Below are 16,649 nucleotides of genomic sequence, written 5' to 3'. Positions count from 1 at the left end.
ACAGCTTGCGTTGTCTTGACAAAAGGCAGGGCTTGGGGCCATTACTTCAGACCGACCCTGCATTCGGATTGATCCTGATCAGTATCTGCGACTATTCTGCTGGCATAGTGTGCGAATGGTGATCAATGAAAGTGGCCGGTATTCAAGGCCCTTCGGAGCGATGAAATGAGCGACCTTGTTCATGTTGTGTGTCCTGCCTGTGATGCGGTCAATCGCATTGCGAACAGCCGCCTGGCCGATGGCCCCAAATGCGGCAAGTGTCATCGGCAGCTGTTTACCGGCGAGCCATTGGCGTTGACGGCCGCCAACTTTCAGAAACACATCGAGCGCAGTGATATTCCGGTCGTTGTGGATTTCTGGGCACCCTGGTGCGGCCCCTGCAAAATGATGGCGCCCCAATATCAACAGGCAGCCAAGTCACTTGAGCCCCGGGTACGCCTGGCCAAGCTGGACACTGAGGCCCATCAATCTCTGGGTGCCCGGTATAACATTCGCAGTATCCCGACGCTGGCGGTGTTCAGCGGCGGACGCGAGATTGCCCGCCAGGCCGGTGCGATGGGTATGAATGACATCGTGCGCTGGGTACAAAGCCACATTCAACGCTAAGAGATGTCAGGCGCGGGCCGCGCGGACGACTCGCCGGCGCACAAAGGGCAGCCAGACATAGCCCAGAATAAACCCGCTGACCAGCCCGCCCAGGTGGGCGGCGTTGTCGATGGGGCCAAAAAAGCCGATGGCGATGTTCAGTGCGACAAAGCCCAGGGTGTTTTTCAAAAAGGTGTTGCGAAATTCCGGTTTGAACAGCTTGGTGGTGAGCAGGGCCAGAAAGAAACCGTACATGCCAAAGATGGCTCCTGAGGCACCGACGGATACAACGCCGTAATTAAACATCAGACTGGTCAGGCTGGCCAGAATACCGGTTATCAGGTAGACGATCGCGAAGGATACCCGGCCAAGCAGGGGTTCGAGAAAAATACCGATGTTGGCCAAAACCAGGGCGTTGAAGATCAGGTGCAGCAAGCCTCCGTGCAGAAAGACACTGGTGAGTAATCGCCACCACTGGCCATCGACGGTCAGTGGCCCGAAATTACCCCCGAGCACCACCAATTCACGGGCGGGGAACCACATGATGCTTTGGGTGTAGAGGGCAACCAGTACAAAAAGGGCGGTGTTAATGTAGATAATGGCTGGGGTGAGCCAATACCCCCTGGTCGGGGTCAGTAGGTTCATTGAGCGCTCTCTGTTGTCGTGTTTGGGTGGCAATGGGGGCCGTTTGCCGGTGCTGCAAGGTTGTTTGCGTTGCGCTTACCCACAAAATCTGTGGATAAGGCTGTGTGCAAACTGGTAGCCAAACCGGTTCAGGTGATGCTTGTGCTTGTCGCGAAAAGACGTTAAAAAACAAACAGTTATTAGATTTCTCTTTCCTCGACCGCCAGAGCCACTGCCTATGCTTGATCGATCTGCCGAAATCCTGACCCTGATACAACAGGGGCGTTTAAGCCCGGCGTTGGCCCGGTTGAAACTGTGGCTCAGTAAAGACCCGAACAGTGCTCCAGCGTGGCATTTACTCGGTATTGTTCAACTGCATCGCTCTGACTATAACGCGGCTGAAGCTGCGCTGCATCAGGCGCTGCAGATAAGCCCGACAGATGCCTACGCTCGCAATAACAGGGCGCTGGTGCTGTTGCGCCTGGGTCGGGCTGAGGAAAGCCGGCGTGAAGCGCAAGCCGCAATAGACCGGCAGCCCGGCGAACCCGGGTTTCTGGCCAATCTTGGGTACGCCTGTGAAGCGCTGAGGGACTACCATGATATGGCGGATGCGTTTGAGCAGGCCCTGGCGCTGGGAGCAGACCCTCAGGAGTGCGGGCTGGCCATCGCTAAAGCGCGTCGACAGCTGACTCAATGGAACAAAGCACGCGAGGCGCTTGCTGCCTTGTCATTAACCGACCCGGAAGTAGTAACAGAAACGCTGGTGTTGGCCCATGCCAGTGGTGACCGGGCCGCTGTGGCCCGCGCTGAACCGCTCTGCCAGGATGACTGGGATGGCATTGCCGCTGCCCTGGTAAAAGCCGGCCAGATTGAGCCAGCGGTGGACTATTACCAGCGGCACCTGGACGACCATCCGGATGACGCCAGTGCCCGCTACCTGCTGGAAGCGCTGACCGGGCAGGTGGCCAGGGAAGCGAATGCGGCCTACGTATCATCGGTGTTTGACAACGCGGCTGAGCAGTTTGACCAGCATTTGCTGGGCCCATTGGATTATCAGGTGCCGGCCTGGCTGACTCGTCAACTGCCAGCGTGGGCACCGGTAAATCAGGTGTGGGACATTGGCTGTGGTACCGGCCTGGCCGCCGGACCAGTCAAGCAGGCCTACCCTGCAGCAGACTTAATTGGTTTTGATCTCAGCGCAGCGATGCTGGATCAGGCCAAACAGAAGGGGCATTACCGGGCGCTGCACCAGCTTGATGTTCGTGATCCGCAGGTGTTCGACGCGTTACCGGCCGATCAGCAGGCACCCGATCTGGTGTTGTTGATGGACGTTCTGATTTATGTGCCGGATGCCAGCCGATGGCTCGCCAATGCCATGACTCGCGTACCGGAAGGGTGCCGCTGGGTCATTACGCTGGAACAGGGCCATCACGAACGGATTCACAAGCAAGGCCGGATTCAGCATGACGGCGATGCGCTCATGGCTGCATTGCCACCACACCATTGTCTGCACGACGAATTGGCACCCTTGCGGGTGGAAGCAGGGAAGACGGTTGTGGGTCGCTGGCTGGTGCTGGTGTCATCCCCGGTAGCTGGCGCGGAGCACAGCCACCTGACAGACTCGAATTCAAACGCCTGAGTAACGGCGAATAGCTGGGAGTCAGCCGATTAAACCGCCATCGGCAAGGTGCGCGGCGGTGTGGTCGGGCCATCCGGATTTCTGGGGGTGTTCGCATCGCGCAGGTAGCCGAGAATGGCATCCTGCAGCTCGGAACCCTTGTTCAGGCCCTGGTTACCAAACAATCGATTGAATTCCAGCAAATAGGGGTGATTACCGACCATGGCGATGTCGAAGCCGGCGTGGTTGACGCCCAGGTCACGGGCTACAGTCAGGGCCAGTTCGATAGCCGATGCAGGCACTTCACCGTATTCAACCCAGCCACCACGAGCGACGTTATTATAGAAACCCTGGTCGGCCTGGTGCCGCCAGTAAGCGGTCAGTACCCGTTCGCCAATGACAACAATGCGCAGGTCTTTCTCAATGGGCAGGTATTCCTGAACATAGAGCACACTGGCCTGGTCGCAGTACCGGCGCCAGTCGGCCCGGTCTTTGATCAGCCAAACGCCTTCGCCCATGCTGGCCTTGGGGTTCTTGGCGACAAATGGCAGCGTCATCAAATCCCACAGCTGTTCCTGCTGCAGCGGACCGTTTGGCTCGATCAGCGTATAGGGGGTGTGTGCCGGGGCTACGGTTTCAAAGGCGCGTGTCATTTCCACCTTGTCGTGTCCGATGCGGTAACTCGCTTCACTTGGGAATACCCGGGCGCTCAGGCCATAGAGCAGAGCGTTCAACTGCCAGTATTGCGGGAACAGCACCCAGTCGGCGCTACGAATGGCGTCTTTGTGTTGAAAGAAATGCTCGGGTTTGATGACCTGGATACCGGGGAAACCAAGGGTACGAAAGACATCGAAGGAAATCAGGTTCATGGTGGCGTGCCGTGTGAAGTGGCGGAATATTAACCGGAATTGCCACATTGGCAAGCGTTTTGGTGTTGCTATATCAAAATATATTGATATAGTTTCGGTCAAATGACCCGCTGATTTAATGTGTAACTTGCGAGCGGTATACAAATGCAGCTAAAGCGCCTCCGCTCCGAGCCTTTCTGCACCTGTATCCCCCTCTCCCGATCAGCCTGGTCTTTTTGTTTGCGACTTTGCCATTGCCATTGCTATCGAGGTGCTACATGACGACGCTGTTTTCCCACTTTCTGGCCCAGGTTCTGGGCTGTGCCAGCCTGGATAACGTCCACAACGTGGTGCGCCACCGGCTCATGTTTTCACCCGATCATGGTTTTTCCCGCGCAGAGGTGGATGACTTCATTCTCAATGGCAGTTCAGACGTCACTGCTGTTGCTCGCTGGGCCGATCTACTGAAGCTCGATGTGACGCTTCTGACTGATGCAGCCCGGGTTGCTGCCCGGGCAAAACCGGTGCAACAAAGAGCCCTGCCGCATCTGGAAGTGAACTGGATTGGCCGGGCTGCGATCACGCATCCGGAGCAACGCATTGAGGTGCAGGCCAGGGTAGCAGCTGAAGGTATCGAAGACCGCCCCTACTTAACCCGCAAAACCGGTTATACCCTGGCCGATCTGAATCGGGAAGGCGGGTTTGAGCAGGTGCTTAGCTTTGCTAGCAGCCACTGGCACGATGTTGAGCAACTGAGTGGGCAGTCTGCCTCGGTGGTGTCGCTCAGCTTTGAGTCGATCTAGTGCTCCTTGGTAACCAATCTTCGCGTGTGAACCACGAGTGTCATGAGTCAGAAATTCGTGGTGATCTACCGATGCAGCGTTGAAGGACCGTCGGGTGCGCCTACTGGAGGTCGTCTGACCGCAGGGATGCGGGCAGCGAGCCTCCAGGGATGGATTTACGGCGTGCCTCCAGTAGGCGTGCCCGACGGTCCGGTTGGCACGGTAGTAAAATTTGGTACCCAAGCAAATTACCCATCGAATTTCTGACTCATGACACGTACTCAATCCTCCAGTAAGTGGCTGCGTGCCGCATTAATTCTGGCCGCGAGCCAATCGCTGCCGCCGCGGTCGGGGTGGGCTTTTTGCATCAGGCGGCGGTGAGCTTGAATAATGGCGTCGCGATCGGCACCCGGCTCCAGGCCAAGGATGTCGTAGGCATCGGCATCGGTCATCGCGCCTGAGTTCTGTGGTGAGTCCTTATGCTGGTTATCCTGCTGCGTGTCGTGGTCGTCTTTGCGCCAGCGGTCGCCAAAGCGCTTGTCCAGGTAAGTCTCCAGCAGCCGCGCCGAGTCGCTGTCCCGCTGGCGGCAATAGTCGAGTAAATCCAGAAACTCCTGTTCCTCAAGGTCGGCCAGGGTTTTGCCCTCATAGGGTCCGGCCAGAACGGTGCCGTGCATAACACCGCTGTCATGTTCCAGTTCCATATCGAGCAGGGCTGACTGAACGCGTGACGTATGTCCGGTGGCGCCACTGGCTTTGCCAGACCGGCCGCGGGACAGCAAGGAGGGTAAAAAGCGGATCAGCAGCGGCAGCAGTCGACGCGCCCAGGGCAAAAGGGCTGCCAGCAGAACACCGAGTAAATATAAGCGGTGAGTGGCGGCCAGAAACAACAGGCCTCCCACTAACAGGGTGATCAGACCTACGATCAGCGGTCGTTTGCGTTGTGCCGGAGACATGCGTTTAAGCGCTAACCCGAAGGTCAGTGCGACGGCAAACAGAAATAGGAGGGAGATTGGCGTCACGGTCAGCGCTTCAACTGTTGGGTCAGGCGTTTGATGTCGGCAGAGCCGGAGCGGGCCAGATCGTCAAGAGCTCGCTGTCCGCCGCTGGCATAGACGGCGACGGCACCGAGCAGGTCTTTCAGTTGCGCGGCTGCACGGTGATCAAACGGCATCCAGGCACCGCCCGACAGTTTCGCCATCTGCTGAAACGCGTTGCGTGCCTGAGCGTCATTGCCTTCCTGAAAAATAAACAGCGGGGTATTGAGCATGCCCAGCTCGCCAGCATGCTGGCACAGAGCGTCAACGCCTTCTTCACAGCAATCGACGATCAGGATGACGGCCTTGATGGCTTTGACTCGGGTTTCTTTCAGGGCGTGCTGCAGCACCCGGCTGATCTGAGTTTGCCCGCCAAGACATTGTACGCTGTTCATGGCATTGAGCAGGCGTTCGGGCCGGGTTACCCAATCGGTCGCTTTGAACTCTCTGAAACCGCGGTAATAACACAGTTGGATGGCGATGCCACCGAAGGATTCGGTGGCCAGAAACAACTCGCTGTGCAAATGGCAGGCGGCATCCCAGGTGGGTTGGCGACTGGCGGTGGCATCCAGCGCAAACAGAATGCGCCCGCTTTGCTGGCTGGCAACCGGCAGTTTGGCGGCCTGATCAATGAACTGATCAATCGCCTGAGCGTTGGAGCGTGTGGTCAGTTTCCGGTCGGACAAGGGGCAACCCCGCCTTAACAATGTCCCTTAAGGATACAAAGCCCGGGCGGGATTGACCATGCAAGCGACCGTAAAATCCACCGGCTGATGGTTAGCGCACGGTGACGCAGGTGCAATCAGCCAGATGGGTGACCTTGTGGGAGACGCTGCCGAGCAACAGACTCTTCCAATCACCCAGACCCCGAGTACCCATCACAATCATGTCGACCTTGCGGTCTTCGGCGACGGCGACAATCTTGCGGGCAGGGTCGCCAATTTCGACGAGCGTCTCGACCGACTTGCAGCCTTGCTCTCTGGCAAGCTCTGCCCCGGCTTTAACGATAGAGTCACCAATGGTGCGCAACTCATCCGGAGTTGTGTGCATGTAGATGGACGCGCCTCCCATGACCATGACTTCGTCACCCACGGGGGGTTCCGGAACGTGCACTAGCAGCAACGTAGCGTCGTGGTGTTTGGCCCAGTCGGCCGCGAACTCAATGGCTTTTTTCGCGGGGTCTGAACCGTCAACGGGAACCAGTATCAGTTTGCTCATAATGATCTCTCCTGTTGGGTGGGCGTCATCCGGTGGTGGCTGGCGCCCGTAGAGTCGGGTTGATAAAACGACTTTGGCACTGTTGGGCCAGGCTGGTCTTGATCTGCATCAAGTCTGACGACGACCTCACCTTGGTAGACAGTCGAACTGTTGTCAAAGTTTGGCCGCCGATGTAGCCGGTCAGTGCGACGAGGTGGTGAAATAGTGACTTAGTGCCCCCATAAAGAACGGGGTATGCACGGGTGAGCCGATTACCGGTATACACCCGGGGTGTTGGGCAGGTAGCTCCAGGGCCCAGCCAATCAAGTGAGGTGTCTGATGAGCAATGCCGTGAAAGAAGTACTGTCGCTGGGGTTTCCCTGGCAGACAGCCGATCCGTTTCTGTTTTGTGTCCATCACAACGATGCGTTCCCCAGAGGCAACGCTGAAATGGGCCCGAAAGCATCACTGGCCGGTCGTCAGATCGGACAGGATTTTGACTGGAGCCAGGATTGGCGAATGTACCACGGTGACCGGATTTCCGGCTTTCCGGCGCATCCGCATCGGGGATTTGAGACCATTACCGTCGTCACCAAAGGCATGGTCGACCACGCTGATTCGCTCGGTGCGGCCGGGCGTTATGGCGGCGGGGATACTCAGTGGATGACCGCGGGCAATGGCGTCCAGCACTCTGAGATGTTTCCGCTGCTGAGCGAAGCGGAAGACAACCCGATGGAGTTGTTTCAGATCTGGATCAACTTGCCAGCCAAAGACAAAGCCGTGTCTCCGCATTTCTCGATGCTGTGGCGTGAGGATACGCCGATCGTCACCACCCGGGATTCAGCCGGTCGCAGTACGTCGGTGACCGTGGTTGCCGGTGAACTCGAAGGTCACAAGGCACCGCCACCGCCACCGGATTCCTGGGCTTCCGATCCGGCCAATGATGTCGCGGTGTGGATCATCGATATTGATGCCGATGCGCAGTGGACCTTGCCTGCCACGAGCGCTGGCGTTAACCGAACGCTCTATTGTTTCGAAGGCGGTGACATTCGCGTCGATGATACCGATCTGTTGCCGCGCCAGGGCGCGCGTCTGGTCGCTGATCAGGCCGTTACCCTGCAAGCTGGTGCACAGAAAGTTCGCCTGCTGTTGTTGCAGGGCAAGCCCATTGATGAGCCCGTGGTTCAATACGGCCCCTTCGTCATGAACAGTGAAGCTGAGATTCGCCAGACCTTTGCCGATTTTCGTAAAGATGAATTCGGTGGCTGGCCCTGGCCCCGGCACGATCAGGTGCATGACCGGGAGCGCGGACGTTTTGCCAGGCATGCAGACGGGCGCGAAGAGCACAAAACAGAATAATGAGCGGAATACACTACACTGAAGGCTTTGATGCAACGCCGGGGTAGCAGGGTGAATTGGAATCGGTTAAAGACTGTCGGTTTGATGGCGGCCATAGGCTTCATGAGTGCACTCGGTAGCGCCCAGGCGGAATCGAGTCTGGTGATTGGTACCGGCTCGGTCGCGGGGGTTTATTACCCGAGCGGCGGTGCTATTTGCCGCTTCTATGAATTGGATGAGACTCCCGGGGGCGGGTGCGATGTTGTGCCGACAGGAGGCTCGATCGACAATCTGGCCGGATTGCGCGATGGCCGTTTTAGTCTTGTTGTTGTGCAATCTGACTGGCAGTACTACGCCTATACCGGGCAGCCTGAGTATGAGGAGGCTACGGCCTTTGACTCGATGCGCTCATTGTTTTCACTGCACAGTGAACCGTTCACCATCCTGGCGCGCGCGGATTCCGGTATTGTTAATTTCGATGACTTGAAAGGCCATCGGGTGAATCTCGGCCAGCCTGGCTCTGGCCAACGGGGGACACTGGACGTGTTAATGGCCAGTTTTGGCTGGACCTACGACGATTTTCAACGGACATCAGAGTTGGCCCCATTGCGCCAGGGTGAGGCACTCTGTGATTATCGCCTCGATGCCATTACCTATGCGGCGGGGCACCCGAATCCGGCCATACTGGAAGCCAGTCAACGGTGTGACACCGTGCTGGTGCCTGTCACCGGAGACGCCATCGACCGCTTGCTGGATCAAAAGCCTTATTATCGCATGGTCAACATTCCGGGTGGGTTGTATCCGGGCAACCCGGACCCGGTACAAACCCTGGGAATGGCGGCGACGGTAGTCACCACGACTCAAATGCCGGAAGAGATCGCGTACCGGATTGTTAAAGCCGTGTTTGAGAATTTCGATACCCTGACCCGGTTGCACCCGGCGTTTGCCAGTCTGGATCCGGCCACCATGGTGAACGACGGTTTGTCGGCACCCTTGCACCCGGGTGCGAGGCGTTATTATGAAGAGGTTGGCTTGCTGTAAGGTAGTGGCCAGCGTTCACTTACATCCCGTTTCGACGTTTGGTTGTGTTGTCGAAAACCCTGCCAAACACCGGCTGTAGCTATACAGGTGGTGCGACACTTCGCTCGACGTAAACCCATCCATGGGGCCTGGATCGCAGCCGAGTCGTCAGACCGATCCATACTGCGGACTGCCCCGGATAGGCTCGCCTGGCATCAGGCACTCATTTGGTGACGAACGTCGACACTAACGTATTAACCACAAGGAGCACGCATGCCCCCGATTATTTCCGTGCAAGGTCTGAACAAGACCTACGCATCAGGATTTGAAGCCCTTAAAAACCTGGATCTTGACATCAATACCGGCGAGATATTCGCGCTGCTTGGTCCCAATGGTGCGGGTAAAACCACCCTGATCAGCATTATTTGCGGTATCGCCAACCCAACCCGGGGAACCGTTACGGCTGATGGTCATGACATCCTGACCGACTTTCGACAAGCTCGCGCCAAGATTGGTCTGGTACCACAGGAGTTGGCCACCGATGCCTTTGAAACGGTTTGGGCAACGGTTAATTTCTCCAGAGGCTTGTTCGGTAAAGCGCCGAATCCTGCGCATCTGGAGAAAATACTGCGCCAGCTGTCACTCTGGGATAAGCGCAACTCGAAAATAAAGGCCTTGTCGGGCGGGATGAAACGCCGGGTGATGATTGCCAAAGCGCTGTCCCATGAGCCTAAGATTCTGTTCCTGGATGAACCGACCGCGGGTGTGGATGTGGAACTGCGCCGGGATATGTGGGAGATGGTGCGCGGTTTGCGCGAACAGGGTGTGACCATCATCCTGACTACCCATTACATTGAAGAAGCGGAAGAAATGGCTGACCGCATTGGGGTGATTAGCAACGGTGAGATCATCCTGGTTGAGGAAAAGACAGCACTGATGCGCAAGCTGGGTAAGAAACAACTGACGTTGTCATTGCGTGAACCGCTGGCGAACGTGCCGGACTCGCTGGCAGCGATGCCATTGACACTGAGTGAGGACGGTCGCGAACTGAACTACAACTTCGACACCGAGCAAGAGCACAGCGGCATATCCGAATTGCTCAAAGAGCTCGATAGCCAGGGTGTTGAATTTCGGGACCTGCGTACCCGGGAAAGTTCGCTGGAAGACATTTTCGTCGGTCTCGTTCACGGTCAATAAAGGATACTGCATAGATGAATCTCTATTCTGTTCGCGCCATTTATATGTTTGAAATGGCGCGCACCTGGCGCACTTTGTTGCAAAGCGTTGCCACACCCGTTATTTCAACCTCGCTTTACTTTGTGGTTTTCGGTTCGGCGATCGGTTCGCGCATGGTGGATATCGACGGTGTCAGTTACGGCGCCTATATTATTCCCGGGCTGATCATGCTGACTCTGTTGATGCAGAGTATTTCCAATGCCTCCTTCGGCATTTATATGCCCAAGTTCTCTGGCACCATCTATGAAGTCTTGTCGGCCCCCATCTCCTATGTCGAGATTGTGTTGGGCTATGTCGGGGCTGCCGCCACCAAGTCTGTCATTCTGGGTCTGATTATCCTGATCACGGCGACTTTCTTCGTGGACTACCGCATTGATCACCCGATCTGGATGTTCAGTTTTCTGGTGCTGACCTCGATCACCTTCAGTTTTCTCGGGTTTGTGATTGGCATCTGGGCCGACGGTTTCGAGAAATTGCAGATCGTGCCGATGATGATCGTGACGCCGCTGGTATTTCTGGGTGGTACCTTTTATTCAATCGACATGCTGCCGTCATTTTGGCAGGGGGTCACGCTGTTAAACCCGGTGGTGTATCTGGTCAGCGGTTTTCGCTGGAGTTTTTATGGCGTGTCGGACGTACACATCGCCGTCAGTACGGGCATGACGTTCGGTTTTCTGGTGCTTTTTATTGCCCTGGTGTGGTGGATATTTAAAACGGGCTACAAGCTCAAAAGTTAGCCGGGTGTGTGTTTGCGCAGCGATTGACGATAACCAGTTCACACTCCTGTTGCGAAGGCCTTTACCCCGGGCCCCGGACGACTCACTCTGGCAGAGTCGTCGCCGCATCCGGTGACTGGTTTGAATGCCTTTGCTGGAGATCAAGCATGAAGGCGCCGTTTTCAATACCCCACACTGCAACGGAGGCTTCCTTGGCTGTTGAACCCATCGAATTCAACAGGGATGCGTCTCTGGCGGAGATTCCCGGCGATAAGGGCTGGCCTCTGGTAGGCCATACCCTCGAAGTATTGCAAGACATCCAGACTTTTTTTGATCGCAAGACGCAGCGTTATGGTCCGGTGTTTTCCACGCAGTTTTTGGGCGAAACCTGGATTCGACTGACCGGTCCGGAAGGCTGTCAGTTTTTGCTGCAGGATACCGGCAATCATTTTTCCACCGCTGAAGGGTGGGCCAGCTTTGTCGGGGAGTTGTTTCCGCGAGGGTTAATGCTTAAAGACGGTGACGAACATCGCTATCATCGTCGTATCATGCAGGCTGCCTTCAAGAAAGAGGCCATGGTGGCCTACCAGGCGTTAATGTCCTGTGCCCTGCCCGAGATCGTGAAACGCTGGCCAACCGATACACCCGTCGATCTTGCACAGCTAGCGCGCCAAACCGTGCTGGATATGGCTTCAAGAGTGTTCATCGGCGAGACCGACCATCAGCAGCTCGCGCAACTGCAGCAGGCCTTTCGCAATAACGTTGAAGCGACCATGGCCCTGGTGAGAAAACCCTGGCCCGGTACCAAGTACAACCGCGGACTTCAGGGTCGGGCCTATCTGGAACGCTACTTTTTGAATAAAGTGAGCGAGGTTCGCAGTCGCGGTGGCGACACCTTGTTTGCGCAGTTGTGCCGGGCCAAAGATGAGCAAGGCAACGATTTTACCGATCAGAACATCGCCGATCATATGATCTTCCTGATGATGGCCGCGCAGGATACGACCAGCAGCGCCCTGACCAGCCTGTTCTATGCATTGACCGAGTATCCGCACTGGCAAGAGCGTTTGCGAGCTGAACACGCTGAGTACAAACCCATGACCTACACAGACTTGGGGCAACTGACTGATACCAGCCATGCGTTTATGGAAGTGCTGCGCCTGTTTACCCCGGGCGCGGTCATTCCCCGGCGCGCCCTGCACGACGTGGCTTATCAGGGCTACCGCATTCCGGCGGGTACCATCGTGTCGGTGTCGCCGGTGCACAATCATTATCTGCCAGAGTACTGGCGCGAGCCGGAGCGCTTCGATCCGGAACGTTTTTCCGCCAGCCGGCAGGAAGACAAGCAACACCCCTTTCTGTTTGCCCCGTTCAGCGGCGGCGCCCATAAATGCATTGGCATGCATTTTTCAGACATGGAAATCAAATGCATTCTGCATGAAGTGCTGGCCCGGGTTCGCCTGGAGCGGGATACGTCAAAAACCGTGCGCTGGCAAAAAGCCCCGGTCTGGCACCCCAAAGGCAAGCTCATGGGGCGCCTGGTGGCATTAAATTAATCGATGCTAATGCCTGCGTCTGCTTCAATCACCCGCCTTCAACGTGACCTCGTACCGGTAGCAGCGTGCAGTCAGTTGGTGCTGTGTTAACTGATATTCGGGGTGCACACTCGGGCTCCAGGAGTCGTCGCCACCCACGCCCATGTGTTCGGCATCGAGGTACAGGTAAACACCGTCTTCTTCGACCAGTTCGTACTGGTGCCGGGCCGCAGCAAGCGCCTTCTGTGAATACCGGCTCAGGCTGAAGTGGAAGTCACCGCTGACGGTCAACTTACCTGCGGTCAGTGACCGGGTGTCACACCGCATGCCATTGTCGCTTGGGTAAATATAAGGCGTATGGGCGGCAGACAGCGGCAATCTATAGCGGCCCATGTCGGCGGCCAGTTTGCGGTCCGGGTAGTTCTCATGCGGGCCGCGCCCCCACCAACTGAAGGCGTCGGGTGCTTCTTTCAAGGCCCACTCCAGGCCGACTCTGGCTAGCGGAGGCAGACCGGCAGCGGCATTGACCTCAACGTTAAGCGTCAGGGTACCGTCCTGATAACACTGGTACCGCCAGTAGCTCCTCAGTCGGGTTTCTCCGTCGACCTGGTGTTGATGCGCAACCCTGATGTCGACGCAATCTTTTAGCGGGGTTACCGCCGTCAGCACACTGTCGACGGTGAGTCTGTCCAGACCGGCTGCGGACCAGCGCGCTGCCCAGGCGTTGGGGTCGACCCGGTCGGCCTCACTGATGCCAATGTCGTTGTCGAGTGGGGCACGCCAGAACGTGTCACGCGGGGCGGCCTGCAACAGTGGCTGGCCCTGGTGCTGCCAATCGACCAACTGACCGGTCGTGCGATCAAACTGCCATTGACCCCGGGCATGGGTCACGATGATGTGCTCACCGGTTTCAGTGTGGGTCGGTGCCGGCATGGATTGCGCCGGGGTGTCTGGCAACGTTGCGCTGACCGGCAAGGTCAGTTGCTGACGCGCGCTTTCATGTCCGGGCTCAGACCAGGGGGTCGCTTCGGGCTGGGTAATCCAGATGTCCAGGTGATAGTCACAGCCGGGTTTGGGGGTCGGCAAGGAGGTGTCGATTCGGTACTGCCCGGTACTGAGTGGCGCGAGTTGCAATGGCATCTGGCCCTGGCTGATGACGTTGCCGTTTTCCAGCACAGCCCAGTTCAACTGCTCGTTGTCGGTGTGCCGGAACAGGAACTCACTGCGAATGCGCACCGTCAACGGATCAGTGCCGGCCAGCGATGCGTGCAGAAACTGCTGGGCGCGCTTCGCTTCATAGAGCGTCGGGTGCACACTGCGGTCGGGGAAGATCAGACCGTTAATGCAGAACTGGCGGTCGTTGGGCTGATCGCCAAAGTCACCCCCGTAGGCCCAGTAGGTGTGACCGTCCGGGCTGGTATGGGTCAAGCCCTGATCAACCCAGTCCCAGATAAAGCCACCTTGCAAGCGCGGGTATTGGCGAAAGGCGCGCCAGTATTCATCGAAACTGCCCAGGCTGTTGCCCATGGCATGGGCGTATTCACAGAGTATCAACGGCCGGGTTTCACCCGGCAGGCCGATCCATTTCTGAATCGCCCATTTGGGCACCGACTCCGGCAGCGGCATGTCGGTTGTTACCCGCGCATACATCGGGCAAATGATGTCGGTGGCGGCCGAGTCTGCACCCCCGCCTTCATATTGAACCGGTCGGCTGGGGTCGCTCTGTTTAACCCACTGGTAAGCGGCATGGTGATTGGCACCCAGACCCGACTCATTGCCCAGTGACCAGATGATTACCGACGCGTGGTTGCGGTCGCGTTGCACCAGGCGGGTAACTCGTTCCATATAAGCCGATAGCCAGCGGCTGTCGTCTGACAGTTGGCTCGAAGGGTTCATGCCATGGGTCTCAATATTGGCCTCGTCAACCACGTAAAGTCCATATTGATCACACAACTCATAGAAGGCCGGATGATTGGGGTAGTGCGCCGTGCGTACCGCGTTGAAGTTGAATTGCTTCATCAGCCGGATGTCGGTTTCCATGTCAGCCCGGTTGACGGCGTGGCCCCTGTCCGGGTGGTGCTCATGCCGGTTGGCGCCTCGAATCAGTACTGGCTGACCATTGATTTTTAACAGGCCATCGCGGATGTCCACACTGCGAAAGCCAACCCAGTAGGCCTCATGGTCCAGTGCCTGACCTTGCGCATCGGTCAGGGTGACCACAAGACGATACCGGTAGGGTGATTCGGCCGACCACAATTGAGGAGCCGATACGGGCATTTGGGCATAGGCACGGCATCGAAAGCCACCGCGCTCGTCGACTTCACGCTGACCGGGTGACAGATCCGTTGTTTCGGCGACTAACCGGTCTGCGTCGTAGAGGTGAGCGCTGATGCGCGTTTCCGGGTCCGACACCTCGGCACAGAGGTTCAGCGTGGCGTCGCGGTAGCAGGCATCCAGTTCGGTGTCGAAATGCACATTGCTGATGTGACGTTGCGGCTTGGTGAGTAGGGTAACGTCGCGAAAGAGGCCACTTAACCACCACATGTCCTGGTCTTCCAGGTAACTGCCATCTGACCAGCGCAGCACCATGACCGCCAGCCGATTCTCGCCTGCCTGCACAAAACCGGACAGGTCGAATTCAGCGGGTAACCGGCTGTCCTGGCTGTAGCCGACCCAGCGGCCATTGCACCAGAGGTGGAAGGCCGAGTTGACGCCATCGAAGATCACCCGGGTTTGGCCTTTTATGGCGTCGGCCGACAGCGCAAAGGTGCGCGCATAACCCCCGGTTGGGTTCTCTGCTGGCACAAAAGGCGGGTTCACGGCAAAAGGGTACTGAACATTGGTGTAGATGGGGCGGTCGTAGCCCTGGCATTGCCAGTTTCCCGGTACGCTTACGGTATGGCCGGTAGGCACCGGCGCCGCCGATTCAAAGAAGTGGGCGTCGGCCTGTTCCGGTCGGTCGTACAGTACAAAATCCCAATCGCCATTCAGCGACTGTTTCGCCGTTGTCAGTTCGCTTCTGGCGTCTTCATGGCTCGCATAGGCGCTTAAGGGGCTGTGTCCCGGCAGTCGGTTCTGACCGGTTACCAGCGGGTTTTCCCAGTCTCGGCGCGACAACAGGTCGGTGAAAGTACTCATTGAGCCCACTCCTTCAGGATTGTGACGCCGGTGTTCCGGGTGATCATTGCGGAATTCACGCACAAACCACCGACTTTGAGAACGTTTTCAAGGATTGTCATTGAAAGCCCGAACCAGGTCAATTGCCGTTGGGGACCCGAGTGCCGTGTAAAGATGATGTGAATTGGTGACGACCATCACATTCTGCCAGCACGACTGGATGTGATCGAACGGCGTCTGAACGATGGCTGGAGGTCAAAACCGTCAAATCTTTGAAAGTCGGTTCTTCATCCTGTGACAGAGTCGAGATGAACACTGTGACAGAGATTTTCACAGAGGCCTTTTTCAGAAAATATCTCACCGGATTGACGGTTTTTTAACGGTAAACCGTCAATCCTTGCCTCAAATGTAATAAAAAATTCGGTCGGAACTCGCTCACATTTATTCGTAACGGGCCTCGTTACCATGCGTTCACTTTCACCCATGACCGCAACAGGTAACTGAAAAGCTTATGACGAAGTTCACTCTTTCATGTTCGGTCGTCGCCTCGATGGCGCTGGCAGGATGCCAACTAGAAGAAGGAACTTCTAAATTTATCGGCGATGACGCAAACACAGAATCCCGTTCTTATGATCTTATGTATGCCGTCCGTGCTGACCGCGCTTCCGGTGCCAGTTTGCAAAACGCGGCACTCAACAGTGATGGCAGTTATTATGTTTATCTGACGTCGAATGAAGCGGCGTTGGGCGTCGTTCAATTTTACGTCAACGATGTCATGATGAACGCCGACTCAAGCTATCCCTACGATCTGAACGGCGGCAATAATGTTGCGGCCAATGTTCAGAATATGGCCTGGTTTGAAGCGGGCGATAACATTATAACCGCGCGTGTTAGTGGCGAAATTGTGGCTACCTCTCGCTTTGTCGTAGAGCGTGACGAGCCGACCCCTGAGCCAGAGCCGACCCCTGAGCCAGAGCCGACCCCTGAGCCAGAGCCGAC

14 protein-coding genes and 1 pseudogene are annotated in these 16,649 nt (G+C 56.9%); 9 read left to right on the top strand and 6 right to left on the bottom strand.

Going from position 1 to position 16,649, the window contains the following annotated elements; translation table 11 throughout:
- Positions 1–165: 165 nt before the first annotated feature.
- On the top strand, positions 166–606 hold the full coding sequence (trxC, locus tag G565_RS0109820) for a thioredoxin TrxC (protein ID WP_028670768.1): 441 nt from the start codon (positions 166–168) through the stop codon (positions 604–606).
- A gap of 6 nt (positions 607–612) precedes the next feature.
- Here trxC and G565_RS23695 read toward each other — a convergent pair whose 3' ends face one another.
- On the bottom strand, positions 613–1,230 hold the full coding sequence (locus G565_RS23695; RefSeq protein WP_051207722.1) for a rhomboid family intramembrane serine protease: 618 nt from the start codon (positions 1,228–1,230) through the stop codon (positions 613–615).
- Positions 1,231–1,447: 217 nt separating this feature from the next.
- Between G565_RS23695 and G565_RS0109810 the strand changes: the two genes are divergently transcribed.
- Positions 1,448–2,848 carry a tetratricopeptide repeat protein gene (locus G565_RS0109810; RefSeq protein WP_028670767.1) on the top strand — a complete coding sequence of 467 codons (1,401 nt, stop codon included), beginning with the start codon at positions 1,448–1,450 and terminating at the stop codon, positions 2,846–2,848.
- A 29-nt stretch (positions 2,849–2,877) separates the two neighbouring features.
- Here the strand turns inward: G565_RS0109810 and G565_RS0109805 are convergent, their stop codons facing one another.
- The gene (locus tag G565_RS0109805; RefSeq protein ID WP_028670766.1) at positions 2,878–3,696 is read right to left on the bottom strand and encodes an ATP-grasp domain-containing protein; all 819 of its coding nucleotides are present in this window, start codon (positions 3,694–3,696) and stop codon (positions 2,878–2,880) included.
- A gap of 257 nt (positions 3,697–3,953) precedes the next feature.
- Here G565_RS0109805 and G565_RS0109800 point away from each other — a divergent pair, with 257 nt between their 5' ends.
- Positions 3,954–4,478, top strand: a complete 525-nt coding sequence (locus G565_RS0109800) for a hypothetical protein (protein WP_028670765.1) — start codon at positions 3,954–3,956, stop codon at positions 4,476–4,478.
- A gap of 260 nt (positions 4,479–4,738) precedes the next feature.
- Here G565_RS0109800 and G565_RS0109795 read toward each other — a convergent pair whose 3' ends face one another.
- From G565_RS0109795 to G565_RS0109785, 3 genes are all read right to left on the bottom strand, one after another.
- The gene (locus G565_RS0109795; RefSeq protein WP_028670764.1) at positions 4,739–5,479 is read right to left on the bottom strand and encodes a J domain-containing protein; all 741 of its coding nucleotides are present in this window, start codon (positions 5,477–5,479) and stop codon (positions 4,739–4,741) included.
- A 2-nt stretch (positions 5,480–5,481) separates the two neighbouring features.
- A complete protein-coding gene (locus tag G565_RS0109790; protein WP_028670763.1) occupies positions 5,482–6,180 on the bottom strand; it encodes a hypothetical protein in 699 nt (232 codons plus the stop codon).
- 91 nt (positions 6,181–6,271) lie between these two features.
- Positions 6,272–6,712 carry a universal stress protein gene (locus G565_RS0109785; RefSeq protein WP_028670762.1) on the bottom strand — a complete coding sequence of 147 codons (441 nt, stop codon included), beginning with the start codon at positions 6,710–6,712 and terminating at the stop codon, positions 6,272–6,274.
- 318 nt (positions 6,713–7,030) lie between these two features.
- On the opposite strand from G565_RS0109785, the gene G565_RS0109780 reads away from it, so the two are divergent.
- The 5 genes from G565_RS0109780 (at position 7,031) to G565_RS23690 (ending at position 12,554) form a co-directional block, all read left to right on the top strand.
- Complete coding sequence (locus tag G565_RS0109780; protein ID WP_028670761.1) at positions 7,031–8,050, top strand: pirin family protein; 1,020 nt, start codon at positions 7,031–7,033, stop codon at positions 8,048–8,050.
- A 30-nt stretch (positions 8,051–8,080) separates the two neighbouring features.
- Positions 8,081–9,070 carry a TAXI family TRAP transporter solute-binding subunit gene (locus G565_RS0109775; RefSeq protein ID WP_051207720.1) on the top strand — a complete coding sequence of 330 codons (990 nt, stop codon included), beginning with the start codon at positions 8,081–8,083 and terminating at the stop codon, positions 9,068–9,070.
- A gap of 252 nt (positions 9,071–9,322) precedes the next feature.
- Positions 9,323–10,246: an ABC transporter ATP-binding protein gene (locus tag G565_RS0109770; protein ID WP_028670759.1), complete on the top strand. Its 924-nt coding sequence runs from the start codon at positions 9,323–9,325 to the stop codon at positions 10,244–10,246.
- Between the two features lie 14 nt (positions 10,247–10,260).
- Positions 10,261–11,022: an ABC transporter permease gene (locus tag G565_RS0109765; protein WP_028670758.1), complete on the top strand. Its 762-nt coding sequence runs from the start codon at positions 10,261–10,263 to the stop codon at positions 11,020–11,022.
- A 191-nt stretch (positions 11,023–11,213) separates the two neighbouring features.
- Entirely contained in the window at positions 11,214–12,554 is a 1,341-nt protein-coding gene (locus tag G565_RS23690) for a cytochrome P450 (RefSeq protein WP_051207718.1), read from the top strand.
- 24 nt (positions 12,555–12,578) lie between these two features.
- Here the strand turns inward: G565_RS23690 and G565_RS0109755 are convergent, their stop codons facing one another.
- A complete protein-coding gene (locus tag G565_RS0109755) occupies positions 12,579–15,671 on the bottom strand; it encodes a beta-galactosidase (RefSeq protein ID WP_028670757.1) in 3,093 nt (1,030 codons plus the stop codon).
- Between the two features lie 490 nt (positions 15,672–16,161).
- Here G565_RS0109755 and G565_RS27710 point away from each other — a divergent pair.
- Positions 16,162–16,649 (top strand): annotated as a pseudogene (locus G565_RS27710) (hypothetical protein); the annotation flags it as partial.

The organism is Saccharospirillum impatiens DSM 12546 (assembly GCF_000423605.1).
In the GTDB taxonomy this organism is placed as follows: Bacteria; Pseudomonadota; Gammaproteobacteria; order Pseudomonadales; family Natronospirillaceae; genus Saccharospirillum; species Saccharospirillum impatiens.
This window is presented reverse-complemented; position numbering and strand designations above follow the sequence as displayed.

Coding starts and splice junctions, on each gene's coding strand:
- G565_RS0109810 (WP_028670767.1), top strand. CDS start 1,448: ATGCTTGATCGATCTGCCGAAATCCTGACCCTGATACAACAGGGGCGT.
- G565_RS23695 (WP_051207722.1), bottom strand. CDS start 1,230: ATGAACCTACTGACCCCGACCAGGGGGTATTGGCTCACCCCAGCCATT.
- G565_RS0109775 (WP_051207720.1), top strand. CDS start 8,081: ATGCAACGCCGGGGTAGCAGGGTGAATTGGAATCGGTTAAAGACTGTC.
- G565_RS0109765 (WP_028670758.1), top strand. CDS start 10,261: ATGAATCTCTATTCTGTTCGCGCCATTTATATGTTTGAAATGGCGCGC.
- G565_RS0109805 (WP_028670766.1), bottom strand. CDS start 3,696: ATGAACCTGATTTCCTTCGATGTCTTTCGTACCCTTGGTTTCCCCGGT.
- G565_RS0109800 (WP_028670765.1), top strand. CDS start 3,954: ATGACGACGCTGTTTTCCCACTTTCTGGCCCAGGTTCTGGGCTGTGCC.
- G565_RS0109785 (WP_028670762.1), bottom strand. CDS start 6,712: ATGAGCAAACTGATACTGGTTCCCGTTGACGGTTCAGACCCCGCGAAA.
- G565_RS0109770 (WP_028670759.1), top strand. CDS start 9,323: ATGCCCCCGATTATTTCCGTGCAAGGTCTGAACAAGACCTACGCATCA.
- trxC (WP_028670768.1), top strand. CDS start 166: ATGAGCGACCTTGTTCATGTTGTGTGTCCTGCCTGTGATGCGGTCAAT.
- G565_RS0109755 (WP_028670757.1), bottom strand. CDS start 15,671: ATGAGTACTTTCACCGACCTGTTGTCGCGCCGAGACTGGGAAAACCCG.
- G565_RS0109780 (WP_028670761.1), top strand. CDS start 7,031: ATGAGCAATGCCGTGAAAGAAGTACTGTCGCTGGGGTTTCCCTGGCAG.